General features: G+C 63.3%; 11 protein-coding genes and 1 pseudogene. 4 read left to right on the forward strand and 8 right to left on the reverse strand.

All coding sequences use genetic code 11. The annotated features are described in order from the left end of the window. Positions 1–77: 77 nt before the first annotated feature. Positions 78–2,627 (reverse strand): ATP-dependent chaperone ClpB, encoded by a 2,550-nt coding sequence (gene clpB / locus CGLAU_RS11045; protein ID WP_095660748.1) that lies wholly within the window; start codon positions 2,625–2,627, stop codon positions 78–80. A 313-nt stretch (positions 2,628–2,940) separates the two neighbouring features. Further along, positions 2,941–3,498: pseudogene (locus CGLAU_RS11050) on the reverse strand (sodium:glutamate symporter); the annotation flags it as partial. Positions 3,499–3,703: 205 nt separating this feature from the next. Here CGLAU_RS11050 and CGLAU_RS11055 point away from each other — a divergent pair. After that, positions 3,704–4,813: a ferredoxin reductase domain-containing protein gene (locus tag CGLAU_RS11055; protein ID WP_157731372.1), complete on the forward strand. Its 1,110-nt coding sequence runs from the start codon at positions 3,704–3,706 to the stop codon at positions 4,811–4,813. 38 nt (positions 4,814–4,851) lie between these two features. On the opposite strand, the gene CGLAU_RS11060 is transcribed toward CGLAU_RS11055, so the two are convergent. After that, positions 4,852–5,706: a carbon-nitrogen hydrolase family protein gene (locus CGLAU_RS11060; RefSeq protein WP_095660750.1), complete on the reverse strand. Its 855-nt coding sequence runs from the start codon at positions 5,704–5,706 to the stop codon at positions 4,852–4,854. Between the two features lie 92 nt (positions 5,707–5,798). On the opposite strand from CGLAU_RS11060, the gene CGLAU_RS11065 reads away from it, so the two are divergent. From CGLAU_RS11065 to CGLAU_RS11075, 3 genes are read left to right on the forward strand one after another with little or no spacing between them, the layout of a single operon-like run. Beyond that, the gene (locus CGLAU_RS11065; RefSeq protein WP_095660751.1) at positions 5,799–6,077 is read left to right on the forward strand and encodes a hypothetical protein; all 279 of its coding nucleotides are present in this window, start codon (positions 5,799–5,801) and stop codon (positions 6,075–6,077) included. Next, positions 6,070–7,263: an alpha/beta hydrolase gene (locus CGLAU_RS11070; RefSeq protein ID WP_095660752.1), complete on the forward strand. Its 1,194-nt coding sequence runs from the start codon at positions 6,070–6,072 to the stop codon at positions 7,261–7,263. Before CGLAU_RS11065 ends, CGLAU_RS11070 begins: the two co-directional genes overlap by 8 nt. A gap of 38 nt (positions 7,264–7,301) precedes the next feature. Then, a complete protein-coding gene (locus tag CGLAU_RS11075) occupies positions 7,302–9,065 on the forward strand; it encodes a pyruvate dehydrogenase (protein ID WP_095660753.1) in 1,764 nt (587 codons plus the stop codon). Positions 9,066–9,348: 283 nt separating this feature from the next. On the opposite strand, the gene CGLAU_RS11080 is transcribed toward CGLAU_RS11075, so the two are convergent. The 5 genes from CGLAU_RS11080 to exaC all read right to left on the reverse strand — a co-directional run bounded on the left by CGLAU_RS11080 (position 9,349) and on the right by exaC (position 15,485). Further along, complete coding sequence (locus CGLAU_RS11080) at positions 9,349–9,696, reverse strand: heat shock protein transcriptional repressor HspR (RefSeq protein WP_095661188.1); 348 nt, start codon at positions 9,694–9,696, stop codon at positions 9,349–9,351. 105 nt (positions 9,697–9,801) lie between these two features. Beyond that, positions 9,802–11,019, reverse strand: a complete 1,218-nt coding sequence (dnaJ, locus tag CGLAU_RS11085; RefSeq protein WP_095660754.1) for a molecular chaperone DnaJ — start codon at positions 11,017–11,019, stop codon at positions 9,802–9,804. 100 nt (positions 11,020–11,119) lie between these two features. Beyond that, positions 11,120–11,836: a nucleotide exchange factor GrpE gene (grpE, locus tag CGLAU_RS11090; RefSeq protein WP_095660755.1), complete on the reverse strand. Its 717-nt coding sequence runs from the start codon at positions 11,834–11,836 to the stop codon at positions 11,120–11,122. 14 nt (positions 11,837–11,850) lie between these two features. Further along, complete coding sequence (gene dnaK / locus CGLAU_RS11095; RefSeq protein ID WP_095660756.1) at positions 11,851–13,734, reverse strand: molecular chaperone DnaK; 1,884 nt, start codon at positions 13,732–13,734, stop codon at positions 11,851–11,853. Positions 13,735–13,964: 230 nt separating this feature from the next. Beyond that, positions 13,965–15,485, reverse strand: coding sequence for an acetaldehyde dehydrogenase ExaC (exaC, locus tag CGLAU_RS11100; RefSeq protein WP_095660757.1), 1,521 nt, complete (start codon positions 15,483–15,485; stop codon positions 13,965–13,967). Between the last annotated feature and the right edge of the window lie 109 nt (positions 15,486–15,594).

The following is a 15,594-nucleotide window of genomic DNA, read 5'->3' on the forward strand; positions in this document are numbered from 1 at the left end:
CATGAGTCACACTAGGAGTTCCCAAGAGGAAAGTAAATAGAAAGACGACCCGTGTTACCGGGTCGCTTTCTGATCAGTTACCTCGCGTTGACGTCGAGCATCTCGCCGCCGTCGGCTACGTCGACGTGGACCGCGTCGCCGTCGCGGATGTCACCTGCGAGCAGCTTCTTTGCCAGCCGGTCGCCGATCGCTTGCTGGATCAAGCGGCGCAGCGGGCGTGCACCGTACGCCGGGTCATACCCGCGGTCGGCCAGCCAGGACTTGGCGGCATCCGAGACGTCGAGAGTGAGCCGTCGTGCAGCGAGCCGCTCTGCCAGACCCTCGAGCTGGATCTCCACGATGCCCACCAGCTGATCCTGGGTGAGCGGCTCGAAGACCACCACGTCGTCAAGACGGTTGATGAACTCCGGCTTGAAGTGGTGCTTCACCGCCTCCATGATCTGCTCGCGGTTGCCGCCCGCGCCCAGGTTGGACGTCAGGATGATCACCGTGTTGCGGAAATCGACGGTGCGCCCCTGGCCGTCGGTAAGCCGGCCCTCGTCGAGCACCTGAAGCAGCACGTCGAAGACGTCCGGGTGAGCCTTCTCCACTTCGTCGAAGAGCACGAGCGAGTACGGGCGACGGCGCACCGCCTCGGTGAGCTGGCCGCCAGCGTCGTAGCCGACATATCCCGGAGGGGCACCGACCAGGCGGGCGACGGAGTGCTTCTCGCCGTACTCGCTCATGTCGATGCGGACCATGGCGGACTCATCGTCGAAGAGGAATTCCGCGAGCGCCTTCGCCAGCTCCGTCTTACCCACGCCGGTCGGGCCGAGGAAGAGGAACGAACCGATCGGACGGTTGGGGTCCGCCACGCCGGCGCGCGAACGGCGCACCGCATCGGAGACTGCAACGACTGCCTCTTTCTGGCCGACGACGCGGCCCGCCAGCACCGACTCCATGTTGAGCAGCTTCTCGGTCTCGCCCTGCATCATCTTGCCCGCCGGGATGCCGGTCCACGAGGACACAACCTCCGCGATGACATCGGGCGTGACTTCCTCCTCCAGCATGGTCTTGGTGCTGGCCTGGCTTTCGGCAGCTGCGACCTCCGCCTCGAGCTCCGGGATGCGCCCGTAGCGCAGCTCGGAGACCTTGGCGTAGTCGCCTTCGCGCTCCGCGATCTCGGACTCGTTGCGCAGGCGTTCGAGTTCCTCCTTCGCGGACTGGACCTTGTTCACCTCGCCCTTCTCGTTCTCCCAGCGCGCCTTCATCTCGCCGAGCTTTTCACGCTGATCGGCGAGTTCCTGGCGCAGGTCGGACAGGCGCTGCTGCGAAGCCGCGTCGTTCTCCTTCGCCAAAGCGATCTCTTCGATCTCAAGGCGACGGACCACGCGCTCAAGCTCGTCGATCTCCTGCGGGGAGGAGTCGATCTGCATGCGCAGGCGCGAGCCGGCCTCGTCGACCAAGTCGATCGCCTTGTCCGGCAGGAAGCGGTTAGTGATGTAGCGGTTGGACAGCTCGGCGGCAGCGACCAGGGCAGAGTCCTGGATGCGCACACCGTGGTGCACCTCGTAGCGCTCCTTCAAACCACGCAGGATGCCGATCGTGTCCTCAACGGTCGGCTCACCCACGTAGACCTGCTGGAAGCGGCGCTCCAGCGCGGCGTCCTTCTCGATGTACTGGCGGTATTCATCCAGCGTCGTCGCACCGACGAGGCGCAGCTCGCCGCGGGCCAGCATCGGCTTGATCATGTTGCCCGCGTCCATCGCTCCCTCGCCAGACGCGCCAGCGCCGACGATGGTGTGCAGCTCATCGATAAAGGTGATGATTTCGCCGTCCGAGGACTTGATCTCATCCAGCACCGCCTTGAGGCGCTCCTCGAACTCGCCGCGGAACTTCGCGCCTGCGACCATCGAGCCGAGGTCGAGCGAGATCAGCGTCTTGCCCTTCAAGCTCTCCGGCACGTCGCCGGCGACGATGCGGCGGGCGAGGCCCTCGACTACTGCGGTCTTACCGACGCCAGGCTCACCGATCAGCACCGGGTTGTTCTTCGTGCGGCGGGAAAGCACCTGCACAACGCGGCGGATCTCGGCATCACGGCCAATCACCGGGTCGATCTTGCCCTCACGCGCGCGTGCAGTCAGGTCAGTGGAGTACTTCTCCAGTGCCTGGAACTGCTGCTCCGGGTCCTCAGAAGTGACCTTCTTCGAGCCGCGCACGGACGGGAAGGCACCCTTCAGCACCTCGTAAGTCGCACCGCGCTTCTTCAGCAGCTCGGCCGCTTCATCGCCACCCTTCGCGATGGCAGCGAGCAGCACCTCGGTGGACACGAACTCGTCACCGAGCTCACCGGCCAGCTCCTGCGCGGCGTTGATCGCGTTGAGCGCATCACGGTTGAAATTCGGGTTCGCTAAATTCTGGCCCTCAGCCTTGGGGTATCCGTCCGTGATCTGCGCCGCCTCGCGGGCGACGGTGTCCGGATCGACGCCCGTGGCCTTCAACACGGGAGCGGCAATGCCCTCGTCCTGCGTCAAAATCGCCTCAAGCAGGTGCGCTGGGCGGATGTCCGGGTTGCCAGCTGCCGACGCTTTTTGCAGCGCCTGCCGAATCGCCTCCTGCGTCTTCGTGGTGGGGTTAAACGTTCCCATCAGTCGCGTTACTCCTTCGTCTAATTACTTGGTTCTCGCTAGACGTAACGCACACGGAGTTGAGTCTGTTCCTATCAATCCCAAAATTTCTGGAAAAAGTTGCGCGGGGGCCGCTAAGGTTCGCCCTGGGCTTGCGCGACCAAACCACGACAAGATGCGCGACCACGGCGACCCACAGCCACAAACCCGGATAGTTACGCACGCTTACGTATGGAACTGCACACGTAAGGGGCTGCAACTATCCGGGTTTGGGTGTGTTGTCCGGGTTTGGCGGTGCTGCGGGTGGGTGCGGCAGGCGGGAGCGAGAAAGGCGTCAAACAGGCCGTCGAGAAGCGTCCGGCTCCCGCGACTGGCGCGAAACCGGAACCCAACGCAGCACATACGCGACGACGACCACCCCGACCGCGATCGTGAAGGCGGCCCACCCGAAACCGGTAGTGAAACCGGCGATGACCGCGATCGGCGCGAGGATGGTCATGCCGATCTCAAACGGCGCGAAACCGACGTAGGCCACGCCGCACTCATTCAGCGTGCCGGATTTCAGCTTCGGATCGACCATCTTCAGCAGCGCGATACCGGTGGCCACGGCGGCGGTCGCCCAGCCCCAGCCGAAGATGCCGCGCTCGAGCCACTTCTCGCCGAAGAACGTCGGCGCCGCCCACAGCATCCATACGACACAGAACAAGGTGCCCAGCACGAAGATGAGTACGAGCGCCTGCCAGTAGCCGGCAAGCGCGGCGGGGACGATGGAGGCGATGCCGAACGCGATCATGTAGTCGGTCGCCGCGCCCGCGATCGAGCCGACGGTGTCGCGGTCGAGGTAGTTCGGGCGGCGCAGCATGCGTCCAATCAGCCCGATCACAAAGGCCATTTCTGCAGGATGAGCAGCCGGTTTCGCAACACGTTGCCGACAATCAGCAGGATAGACAGCCAGCCAATGTCGGTGAGCAGGGTATATGGCGTGAATTCCACCGGTTCCCACCTTTCGATTCTTCGGTTTTAGCAGCCACCTTAACTGACGCGCGGAGGCCTGCATAAAACCGGATCTGCCGGGTGAGCAGCTAATCTTATGGTCTATGAGTATCCCTGCCGCACTCATACAGAGACCGGGCCTGGTGCGGGCCGCGATGTATAGCCGTTTCATCGACGCATACGGGCAGCAGGGAGCCGCAATCTTGCCGGAAGGCACGCGGGAAGTGCCACAAACACTTGTCGACGCCGCCTTTTGGATCTTGTCCCATTCCCCCAACGCCAAACTACGCCCCGGTGTGATCAAACGTGTGCGGGCATGGGCGCTGGATCTGCGCCGCGTGGGCTTTCCGTCCGCGGAATTCCCGGCGGTCGCGAACATGCTTGCCGACGCCTCCGCCGCCGATTCCCAGTCCCGCGAGATCCTCGTCGCCGTCGCCGAAACGATGCGCACCGCGGTCGAAGAAGCTGACTTAGCCGGGATCCCAGCGGCATCCGCCGCGCAGATCACTGAGGTCGCTCCGGCAGGTGGGACGGACAGCGGGGTGACCATCGTCCAATTGGAAGCCGGCATCCAGGTGGATTACGCGCCCGGCCAGGTCTTGCCAGTCATGCAGGTGGGTCGGCAGGGGGTGTGGCGTGGTTTGGCGCCGGCGCTGCCGTCGAATAGCTTTGGCCAACTCGAGTTCCATGTGGACGGTGAGATTGAACCCGAGGCCGGGACGTACCTGACGCTGGGTGCCGCGCGCGGCCCGAGCCCGGTGCTGGATTGTGAACAGGCGATGATCGCCGCGGTGGGCACCGGCTGGGCGGCGGCCAAAGCCATGCTTTTCGGCATATTGGAGCGTGAGACCCGCCCCGATGTCCACCTGCTGATCGGTGCGGACACGACTGATGAGCTCTACGATCTGCGCACCATCGGCGCGCTGAACCAGGCACATGACTGGCTGACCGTCACCTGCGCCGTGACAGACGGCGAGGACGCCGGCCCCGCAAAGGAGGCGGGGCTGAACCACGTGTGGGCACCGCTGTCTGCCTTCCTCGCCGGTGCGGGCACGTGGTGGGGCCGCGAGGTGGTGCTGTGCGGGACGAAGGCGCGTACCGATGAGCTGGTGCGTTCGCTGCACGCGGCGGGTGCCGAGAGGGCGCAGAACGGGATTACCGTCGTTGCGCACGACGCGCAGTTCGACTGGGCTACCCCGCCCGACGAGGGCTAGCCACGCTGCCGCATTGTTACCGCTTCCTTACCGCATCCCTACCGCATCACCGTGTTTTCGGTGATCGCGACCACCGGCAGCGCCTTGCGGGCCGCGGCGACCTCACTCAGATCGATGTCCACGATGAGCGTCTCTGGCGCGTAGCCCGCTTCAGCGATGCGCTCGCCCTGCGGGTTGACCACGGCTGAGTGGCCAATGCCGGTCGGGCCGGACTCCTCCCCCGCTTTCTCCTCCCAATCGGGCCGGGCTTGTCCGGTCGCTGCGATGAACACGCCCGCATCCAATGCACGCGCCGCGTTTAGCGCCCGCCACTGCTCGAGCTTGCCCGGCCCATCAGCCCAGCTCGTGGGCACCACGATGACCTCAGCGCCGCGTCGCGCAAGCTCCTTGAACTGCTCCGGGAAGCGGATGTCAAAGCAGATCGCCATGCCGACCACCACACTCTCGCCGTCCGCTTCGTGCACGAACGTGACCAGCTCCTCACCGGTTCTCACCGTGTCAGATTCGCGGTAATCAAACGCGTCGTACGCGTGAATCTTGTCGTAGCCCGTGTGCGTCCCGCCGCCGGTCACCAGCGCGGTGTTGCGCACCCGGTTCACCGTCTTTCGCTCACCGTTGCTCTCGAGCACGTTGGTGTCGGCGGGGCGGAACATGCCCGCGACCACGGTTACCCCGAGCTCGTCGGCAAGCGTGCGCACCGCCGTCGAGAACTCCCCGTCGAGTTCTTCCGCCTGCGTGTCTAGTCTGCCCTGGTCAAAGGCCTGACTTGTGGCCTCTGGCAGCACGATCAGGCTGGCACCCGCGGCTGCTGCGTCGCGGATCAGCGGCTCGATGCGCGCAAAATTCTCGCTCTTATCGGCGCCGGTGATCACTTGCAATAAGGCAATCCTCATGTGGATAACTCTAATGCGCGTGGCAGCGGGTTATCCACAGATCGTTCACTCGCTCTTGATTTTGTTTATTTCGCTTTGGCATGGTTGTCGGCATGAACTTTCTCGCCCTTTCCGACACCACTGCCCCCACCGCCCGCGCACACCTCCCCGACACCTCCACCCTCCCTACAGCACAGCTTTCCCCATCGCTCGCAGCCACAGCCCTCGCCGCAGTGCAGCACAAGGAGCATTTGCTTATCGACGGCACACTGCGCCGCCTAAGCAACCACCTCGACTCCATCGCCACTTTTGCCCAGACAGCCGCCGACATCGACGCTGCTCTTGACACTGCACTCGACACTGCCCTCGCGAGGTCGCTGCGCAATGGCTAGCCCCGCGACCCTTCCTGCATATGCGCCCCGCCTCGACCCCAATGAGTTGCGCGCGGCTGCGTCCCTCGTGTCAAGCGCAGGGGCGACCGTATCGGCCCGCGCACGCGCCACGCGTGAGGCGGCTACTGCTATCAGTGCGACCGGGTTCGCAGGCCCCGCTCCCGATCTTGCGCTTGTTCGGCTGGCCGATTTCTCAACTGAGCTGGATGGCCACGCGCAGAGTTTGCGCCGCATCGCTGAGCTGCTCATCTGGGCCGCCCGTGCACAATCGGCGCTGGATGCCGCCGCCCACGCCGCCCAGGCGGCTGGCCATTACCGGATCATCGTCTGGCTCAACGCACTGTCGATGCAGCTTGATACGGAGCTTGCCCGCGAGATCAACCGCACCCGCGGCGCAGGGTTCGACGCGTTGGTGAACCACCCGGACACCGCGGTCCACGAGCTCCACGCGCACCACATGTCCACCCTGCCTGCGAGCACACAAGCGGTGATCGACGCTGCAGGCGGCATAGTGCTTGAGGCTGGTCCCAGCGGGAGCACAGTCCTTGTCGGTGACTCCATCGACCCGGCGCGCGTGATCACCATGGTCGCTGGCGCAACGACAGGCCACCCCGACTCCCTCGGCCACGAACTGCAGAAGGCACAGTTGATCGCCCAACGCACCAGGGCGACGGTGGTTGTGTGGCAGGGTTACCAGCCGCCGAAGACACTGCCGCGGGCGCTATCGCCGGCGTCGGCAAGCGAAGGCGCAGTAAACCTCGCGATGTTCCAGGCCGCGCTGGAGGAACGCTACCCCGATGCCCAGAAAACCGTGGTCGCCCACTCCTACGGAACGGTAGTGGCCACTCGTGCGGCACAGCGCAGCGGTCTTCTCGCAGACGAGTTGTGGCTGCTCGGCAGCCCGGGCGTGTACGGAGAATCCGTTAATGACCTCACCCTTGCTGGGCCAGATTCTCAAGTATTTGTGGTCGACGCTGATCGAGACCCTATTCTGGCCCTCCGACGAGGAAATCAAGGTGTGCTCGGGGGGTCGTCGCCAAGCACTGCGAGCTATGGCGCAACTGTTGTGGAGGGGGTAACGGGCGACCATTCCTCGTATTTCACAGACGAGGCGTTCCTGACTGCTCTGTCACAGCCCCCGGGGTCCAAGCTGCAGAAATCGGTAGGCTCGGCGGTCGAGCGGTGAGAGCGCGCCAACAAATAGATGAACCAAAGGAGCACACCATGACTAACTTTGCCACCCAGCTTGTGGCCCACTTGGAGGAGTTGGGCGTCAAGCGCATTTACGGTCTTGTCGGCGACTCGCTGAACCCGCTTTCGGACGCGGTGCGCAAGCACGGTCTCGAGTGGGTGCACGTGCGCAACGAGGAGGCTGCCGCCTTCGCTGCGGGTGCCGATGCCCTTGCAAGCGATGAGCTCGCTGTCTGCGGTGGATCCTGCGGCCCGGGCAACACCCACTTTGTACAGGGACTCTTCGAGGCGCACCGGAACGGCTCAAAGCTGCTTGCAATCGCCTCCCATATCCCGTCTGCGGAGATTGGTTCCTCCTTCTTCCAGGAAACTCACCCGGAACTGCTCTTCCAAGAGTGCTCCGGTTACTTGGAAATGGTGCACTCGGCCGAACAGGGCATGCGCGTGCTGCACAACGCGATTCAGTCGACGCTGGCTGGCAACGGCGTCTCCGTGCTGGTTGTGCCGGGCGACGTGTTCGCTGATGATGTGGCCGACGATGCCTACACCGCCAGCGGCAACTACGCAGTGGGTAAGGAACGTCGCGTGTATCCGGACCCGCATGAGGCGGCGCGTCTCGTCGAGGCGATTAATAAGGCCGACACGGTCACCATCTTCGCCGGTTACGGCGCACGCAACGCCCGCGAGGAGCTATTCGCCCTTGCCGAGAAGATCAAGGCACCGGTTGGCCACTCCTTCCGAGGCAAGATGTACATCGAGCACGACAACCCATTCGACGTGGGTATGTCCGGTCTACTCGGTTACGGCGCCTGCCACGAAGCGTCGAAGGAAGCTGACCTCTTCCTCATGATCGGCACGGACTTCCCGTACGTCGATTGGCTGCCGAGCAAGAACGTCGGCCAGATCGACATCGACGGCTCCCACATCGGCCGTCGCACCCCGGTTGCGTACCCGGTGGTGGGCGATGTCGCGAGCGTGATCGACAACATCCTGCCGCACATCGAAGAAAAGAAGAACCGCAAGTTCCTGGATAAAATGCTCAAGCGCCACGCCGAGCTGCTTGAAGACGTGGTGGACAAGTACACCCACAAGGCCGCTGAAGCGAAGAAGCCGATTCACCCGGAGCTTGCTGCTTCGGTGCTTGATGAGCTTGCCGATGACGACGCGTACTTCACCGTGGACACCGGCATGTGCAACGTGTGGTCCTCTCGCTACCTCACCCCGAACGGCAAGCGCGACGAGCAAGCGTCGTTCCTCCACGGCACCATGGCCAACGCGCTGCCGATGGCGATTGGTATCCAGTGCGCGTTCCCGGATCGCCAGGTCATCTCCTGGCACGGTGACGGCGGCTTGAGCATGCTGCTCGGCGAGCTGCTCACCGTGCGCCTGCACAACCTGCCATTGAAGATGATCGTGTTCAACAACTCCTCGCTTGGCATGGTCAAGCTGGAGATGCTCGTTGCCGGCTTCCCCGACTTCGAAACCGACCACGAGCACGTGAATTTCGCGGCGATCGCCGAGGGTGCGGGCATCAAGTCCTTCCGCATCGAAGAAGCGGAAGACCTCAAGCCGGTCCTTACCGAGGCGCTCGCGTTCGACGGTCCAGTACTGGTGGACATTGTCACTGACCCCGACGCGCTTTCCCTGCCGCCGGACATCACCTGGGACATGCTGAAGGGCTTCACCACTGCGGGTGTAAAGACCTTGACGCTCGAGGGTGGCGTGGGCCGCATGATCGACTTGGCCCGATCGAACCTGCGTCACATTGGTGCCGCGGCATCGATCGAGTTCAAGTAGCTCCGGCTTCGCCCTCCCCGCGTGGATCGTTCGCCAGTGTGATTGAACCTAGGAAAACGGGATGCCTTTCAGCCGGGGCCAATTCGACTGAGGCAGAGTCATGGTTCCGAGGGCAACTATCACATTGCCGTCGCCTAACCCCAGTGTTGCCAGGTTGTTATCTATCCAGCGCTCGAAACTTGGGTTGAGTCGATAACATAAGTGAGGCCGCTACCGGGTCCCCTTTCCCGGTAGCGGCCTCACTGTCTCCATCACCATGACGCAATTCGCCGGGGTGCCGGGTCTAGCGGTTGCGCGACCGTCGTGAAGCGAATGGCTCCCAAGCCACCACCGCAGTGGAGCGCGGCACGTGAACCAGCTCGGCACCGCGACGGCGCGTTGACAACTGCGAGCGCAACTCTGACGCAGCCGCACGCTCAGCCTGCAGTTCTTCCTCAAGCACCTCGATCTGCTCGGTCAGCTCGATGATCGTCTTGATGCCGGCGAGGTTCACACCCTCCTCCTGGGAGAGATACTGCACGCGACGCAAGAGCTCAATGTCGCGCGCGGAGTAGCGGCGCCCGCCCCCGCGGGTACGCATCGGAGAGACGAGACCGAGTCGATCGTAGGTGCGCAGCGTTTGCGCGTGCATGCCTGTCAGCTCGGCGGCAACGGAGATGACGTAGTACTGCTCGTCATCACGCACCTTGTTGGTTGATGAGTTTGAGTCAGCCACTTCTTCTCACCTCCTTGGGAGTTAGCGGGCTCCGGCCCACCCGGCGCGCGGGTTGAAACCGGAGTCCTTTTCCGCCTGCGCGTAGGTGCGCAAGGCGCTCATGGCGTTGGCGTCCAGCGCACCATCGCTCGGCACTGTCACCTCGACGGTGACCAAAAGGTCACCTGCAGCACCGGATTTGCGCTCGATGCCGCGCCCCTTCACGCGCAGGGTTCGCCCGTTCGGCGTACCCGCGGGCACCTTGACCTTGACCGCCTTGTCCAGGGTCGGAACCGTCACAGTGCCGCCGAGCGCCAGGTCACCGAACGACACCGGCACGGTGATCTCCAGATCGTCACCGGAGCGAGTGAACACCGGGTCAGGGCGTACCTGAACATGCACGAACAGGTCGCCGGATGGCGTGCCGTTCGGCCCCGCTTCGCCTTGTCCCGCGAGCCGCACTTTCTGTCCGTCGACGACCCCAGCGGGGATCCGCACGGTGATCGAACGGGTGCGACGCACGGTGCCGGTACCGTCACACGTCGGGCACGGGTCCTCGATGACCTCACCGGATCCGCCGCAGTTCGTACACGGCCGGGCCATGCCGAACGCGCCGGAGCTTTCACGGATGAAGCCGGAGCCGGCGCACACCTCACAGGCGTGCGTCTTGCCGGTGCGGGACCCAGATCCGTGGCATGTCGTGCACGGCGCTTCGCCGGTGAGTTCCACAGGGAACGTCGTACCCTTCGCGGCCTCGCGGAAGTCCAGGGCTATTTCGGTTTCGACATCCGCCCCCCGCGACGGCCGAGCGCTCCTGCTAGCACTGCTGCCGCGGTTAAAGAAGCCACCGAGGATATCACCAAGGCCGCCGTCTCCAGCTTGTCCGCCAGCGCCCCCTCCGAAGAGGTCGTCGAAGTCGGCGGCGTCGAAGTCGGTTTGCGTCGTCGTGCGAAACCCGCCCGGAAATCCGGCGCCTCCTCCCCCTCCGAAGCGGCCACCGAATCCTCCGAAGCCGCCGGAGCCGATCATCGACTTGAACTGGTCGTACTCTTTCCGCTTTTCCTCATCGCCGACTACGTCGTACGCCTCGGCCACACGCTTGAACTTCTCCTCGGCCGCTTTGTTGCCAGGGTTGGAGTCCGGGTGGTTTTCGCGTGCGAGCTTGCGGTACGCCTTTTTAATGTCGGCGGCAGAGGCGCTTGAGGATACTCCGAGGTCACCGTAGTAATCCTTGTTGGCCCATTCTTGCTGCATCGCCATCTCGCACCCTCCTTTCGCAATCGTTCAATATGGTTTTAGCAAGAAAGCCGGGGCGAGCGGTGTGTAGCTCGCGCCCGGCCGTCGGGGATTTTTGCAGGCACTAGTTGCTTGTCGACGCTTCGCCGCCAGCCGCGTTAGCAGCATCCCCAATGATCACCATTGCGTTACGGATCAGACGGTCGCCCATCTTGTAGCCCTTCCGCAATACAGTGCCGACGACTTTTTCGTCGCCTTCCGACAGGTCCTGCACTGCCTCGTGGATCTCCGGGTCGAAGGCTTCGCCCTCGGCACCGAAAGCCTGCAACTTCTGGCCTTCCAGGATGCTGTGGAACTTGTCGCTGAAGGACTTCAGCGGGCCCTCGTTGAGGTCACCGTGCTGGGCCGCGAGGTCGAGGTCGTCGAGCAGCGGTAGCAGCTTCTCAGCGAACTTCGCCTTCGACTGCTCCGCCACCGCGGCACGCTCGCGTTCAGAGCGGCGCCGGTAGTTGGCGTACTCTGCGCTAACGCGCTGCAGATCTTCAGTGCGCTCGGCGAGCTGGAGCTCAATGTCGGTCACTGTGCCGTCGCCGTCCGCATCGGGGTTGACCTCCCCGAGTTCAGCCTCGACCGCGTCGGCGATTTCCGCGTCCGAGACCTCCGTAAGGGGATCCTCTGCGTCCGGATCGGCCATGGTCTCGAAAGCTTCTGCCTCCGCGGCCTCGTCCGCCATGGTCTCCGCCTGATCCGGCGAGACGTACTGCTCGTCGGTGTTATCCGGTGCACCCGGGTTATCTGCCATCTCGCGGGCGGAGTTGGGGTTCACGTTTGGGTTCGTCATATCCCGCTCGCTCCTTAGTTTTTCTCGTCAGGGTTGCCGGCGGTGCCGGTGGTGTCGGTGCCAGCCTCAGTGTCATCCTCGACAACCTCGGCGTCGACGACGTTGTCCTCAGGCGCGGTGGCGAAGTCCGCACCGTCTGCAGCGGTGGCACCAGCGTTGGCCTCAGCCTCGTAGAGCACCTTGCCCAGCTCCTGCGCCTCAGAGTTCAGCTTTTCAACTGCGGACTTGATCTCGTCCAGATTGTCGCCCTTGAGCGCCTCGTCCACAGCGTCTGCAGCCTCGGTGACACGGGTCTTCAGGTCTTCCGGCAGCTTGTCGGAGTTCTCTTCCATGAACTTGCGGGTCTGGTAAGCACCGGTCTCCGCGTTGTTGCGGGTCTCTTGCTCTTCACGACGCTTGCGGTCCTCGTCGGCGTGGGTCTCCGCATCCTTGATCATGCGGTCAATCTCCTCCTGGGAGAGGCCGGAGCCCTCCTGGATCTTGATCGTGTTCTCCTTGCCGGTGGCCTTGTCCTTAGCGGACACGCTCACGATGCCGTTAGCGTCGATGTCGAAGGTGACCTCGATCTGCGGAACTCCGCGCGGTGCCGGTGCGATACCTGCCAGCTCGAAGGAACCGAGCAGCTTGTTGGCCGCAGCCATCTCGCGCTCGCCCTGGAAGACCTGGATCTGCACAGAAGGCTGGTTGTCCTCAGCGGTGGTGAAGGTTTCAGAACGCTTCGTCGGAATGGTGGTGTTGCGCTCGATGAGCTTGGTCATCACGCCACCCTTGGTCTCAATACCCAGGGACAGCGGGGTGACGTCGAGCAGCAGCACGTCCTTCACGTCACCGCGCAGGACACCTGCCTGCAGAGCAGCGCCGAGGGCCACGACCTCGTCCGGGTTCACGGACTTGTTCGGCTCCTTGCCGGTGAGGTCCTTGACCAAGTCGGTCACGGCCGGCATACGGGTGGAGCCACCGACCAAGACGACGTGGTCAATGTCGGAGACGGAAAGACCAGCGTCCTTGATCACCTGGTTGAACGGCGCCTTGGTGCGGTCAAGCAGATCAGAGGTGATCTTCTGGAACTCGGTGCGAGACAGGGTCTCATCCAAGAAGAGCGGGTTCTTCTCTGCGTCGACGGTGATGTACGGCAGGTTGATGTTGGCCTGCTGCTGGGAGGACAGCTCAATCTTGGCCTTCTCCGCAGCCTCACGCAGGCGCTGCATGGCCATCTTGTCCTTGGTCAGGTCAACGCCGTTCTGGGACTTGAACTTGTCCGTCAGCCACTCAACGATGCGCTGGTCCCAGTCGTCGCCGCCGAGCTCGTTGTCGCCGGCGGTAGCCAGCACCTCGACGACACCGTCGCCGATCTCAAGCAGGGAGACGTCGAAAGTACCGCCACCGAGGTCGAAGACCAGGATGGTCTGCTCGCTGTCGGCCTTCTCCAGGCCGTATGCAAGCGCAGCCGCGGTCGGCTCGTTCACGATACGGAGCACGTTCAGGCCCGCAATCTGGCCAGCTTCCTTGGTGGCCTGACGCTGCGCGTCCTCGAAGTACGCCGGGACGGTAATCACGGCATCGGTAACCTCATCGCCCAGGTAGGCCTCAGCGTCGCGCTTCAGCTTCTGCAGGGTACGAGCGGAGATTTCCTGCGGGGTGTAGCTCTTGCCGTCGATGTCTACGGTCCAGTCCGAGCCCATGTGACGCTTCACGGAGCGCACGGTGCGATCAACGTTGGTCACAGCCTGGTTCTTCGCGGACTGGCCGACAAGCACCTCGCCGTTCTTCGCAAACGCGACGATGGACGGGGTGGTGCGGGAGCCTTCAGCGTTGGCGATAACAACCGGCTCGCCGCCCTCCAAGACGGAGACGACGGAGTTGGTGGTACCGAGGTCAATGCCTACTGCTTGTGCCATGGTGGTTGTTTCCTCCTGATTGGAAGTCGTTTTTCATTAAGTTGCAGCGCTTCCGCTCAACTTCACCGGGCCTACTGTACCAGTGGTTGAGCCGAGCGCGCTCAATGGTTACAACGCGCTTGCTGCAAAGTTGTTCCCAACACGCTCAACTTTTTTCTGGGCAGATGGCAGAACCCCGTTTGACCTTGCCGAAGGCTGGGTCAAACGGGGCGTCGATAAGCGAAAAGCTCTTAGAAGAGACCGGTCTCCTGCTCGGAGTAGGACCAGAGGAGGTTCTTGGTGTTCTGGTAGTGAGCGAGCATCATGAGATGGTTCTCGCGGCCGATGCCGGACTGCTTGTAGCCACCGAACGCGGCGTGGGCCGGGTAGGAGTGGTACTGGTTCACCCACACGCGACCCGCCTGGATCGCGCGGCCGGCGCGGTACGCGGTATTGCCGTCGCGGGACCACACGCCGGCACCGAGGCCGAAGATCGTGTCGTTGGCAATCTTGATCGCTTCGTCGAAGTCCTTGAACGTGGTCACGCTCATGACCGGGCCGAAGATCTCTTCCTGGAAGATGCGCATGTCGTTGGTGCCCTTGAACACGGTCGGCTCGATGTACAGGCCCTCTTCGAGGCCCTCAATCTTGTTCACCTTGCCGCCGGTGAGCACCTCTGCACCCTCCTGCGGGCCGAGTTCCAGGTAGGACTGGATCTTGTTCATCTGCTCGACGGAGGCCTGCGCACCCATCTGCACGTCGGTATCCAGCGGGTTACCGGTGGTGATCTGCTGCACTCGCTTCACACCGAGTTCCAGGAACTCGTCCGCGATGGACTCGTGTACCAGCGCACGCGACGGGCAGGTGCAGACCTCGCCCTGGTTGAGCGCGAACATCGCGAAGCCCTCAATGGCCTTCTTACGGAAGTCGTCGTCCTTAGCAAGCACGTCCGGGAAGAAGATCGACGGGCTCTTGCCGCCAAGCTCAAGGGTGACCGGGATGATCTTCTCCGCGACTGCCTTGTTGATGATCTTGCCCACGTCGGTCGAGCCGGTGAACGCGATCTTGGCAATGCGGTCCGAGCTGGTCAGAGCCACACCGGCCTCATCACCCATACCGTTAACAATGTTCAGCACGCCCGGCGGGATCAGGTCCCCGATAAGGTCCATCAGGTAGAGGATCGAGGCAGGAGTTTGCTCCGCAGGCTTGAGGACGATTGCGTTACCGGCGGCGAGCGCCGGGGCCAGCTTCCACGCGGCCATCAGGAGCGGGAAGTTCCACGGAATGATCTGGCCGACAACGCCGAGAGGCTCGTTGAAGTGGTAGGCCACGGTGTCCTCATCGAGCTGGGAAAGGCGGCCCTCCTGAGCGCGGATCACGCCGGCGAAGTAGCGGAAGTGGTCGATGGCCAGCGGGATGTCGGCGGCGAGGGTCTCGCGCACAGCCTTGCCGTTCTCCCAGGTCTCGGCGACGGCGATTTCCTCGAGGTGCTCCTCCATGCGGTCCGCAATGCGAAGCAGGACGAGGGAGCGTTCGGCTGCTGAGGTCGCGCCCCAGCCCGGTGCGGCTTTCTCCGCAGCGTCGATCGCCTTCTCAATGTCAGCTTCTTTGCCTCGCGCAACCTGGCAGAAGATCTCGCCGGTGACCGGGGTGATGTTGTCGAAATACTCACCGTCAGCAGGGGCGACCCACTCGCCGCCGATGTAGTTGTCGTAGCGCTTGCGGTAGTTGACAATCGAGCCTTCGGTGCCGGGGTTGGCGTACACGGTCATGGTTCGGGTCCTTTCCATCAGGAACATAAATCAAGGTGTGCGCCAGATTACACCGTTTGAGCGTTGTGGGCTAGGGCATAACGATTCCAATGGCGTACCAAAAGCTTTG

The sequence above is a fragment of the Corynebacterium glaucum genome, assembly GCF_002287505.1.
Classification (GTDB): domain Bacteria; phylum Actinomycetota; class Actinomycetes; order Mycobacteriales; family Mycobacteriaceae; genus Corynebacterium; species Corynebacterium glaucum.

Coding starts and splice junctions, on each gene's coding strand:
- clpB (WP_095660748.1), bottom strand. CDS start 2,627: ATGGGAACGTTTAACCCCACCACGAAGACGCAGGAGGCGATTCGGCAG.
- CGLAU_RS11055 (WP_157731372.1), top strand. CDS start 3,704: ATGAGTATCCCTGCCGCACTCATACAGAGACCGGGCCTGGTGCGGGCC.
- CGLAU_RS11060 (WP_095660750.1), bottom strand. CDS start 5,706: ATGAGGATTGCCTTATTGCAAGTGATCACCGGCGCCGATAAGAGCGAG.
- CGLAU_RS11065 (WP_095660751.1), top strand. CDS start 5,799: ATGAACTTTCTCGCCCTTTCCGACACCACTGCCCCCACCGCCCGCGCA.
- CGLAU_RS11070 (WP_095660752.1), top strand. CDS start 6,070: ATGGCTAGCCCCGCGACCCTTCCTGCATATGCGCCCCGCCTCGACCCC.
- CGLAU_RS11075 (WP_095660753.1), top strand. CDS start 7,302: ATGACTAACTTTGCCACCCAGCTTGTGGCCCACTTGGAGGAGTTGGGC.
- CGLAU_RS11080 (WP_095661188.1), bottom strand. CDS start 9,696: ATGCACGCGCAAACGCTGCGCACCTACGATCGACTCGGTCTCGTCTCT.
- dnaJ (WP_095660754.1), bottom strand. CDS start 11,019: ATGGCGATGCAGCAAGAATGGGCCAACAAGGATTACTACGGTGACCTC.
- grpE (WP_095660755.1), bottom strand. CDS start 11,836: ATGACGAACCCAAACGTGAACCCCAACTCCGCCCGCGAGATGGCAGAT.
- dnaK (WP_095660756.1), bottom strand. CDS start 13,734: ATGGCACAAGCAGTAGGCATTGACCTCGGTACCACCAACTCCGTCGTC.
- exaC (WP_095660757.1), bottom strand. CDS start 15,485: ATGACCGTGTACGCCAACCCCGGCACCGAAGGCTCGATTGTCAACTAC.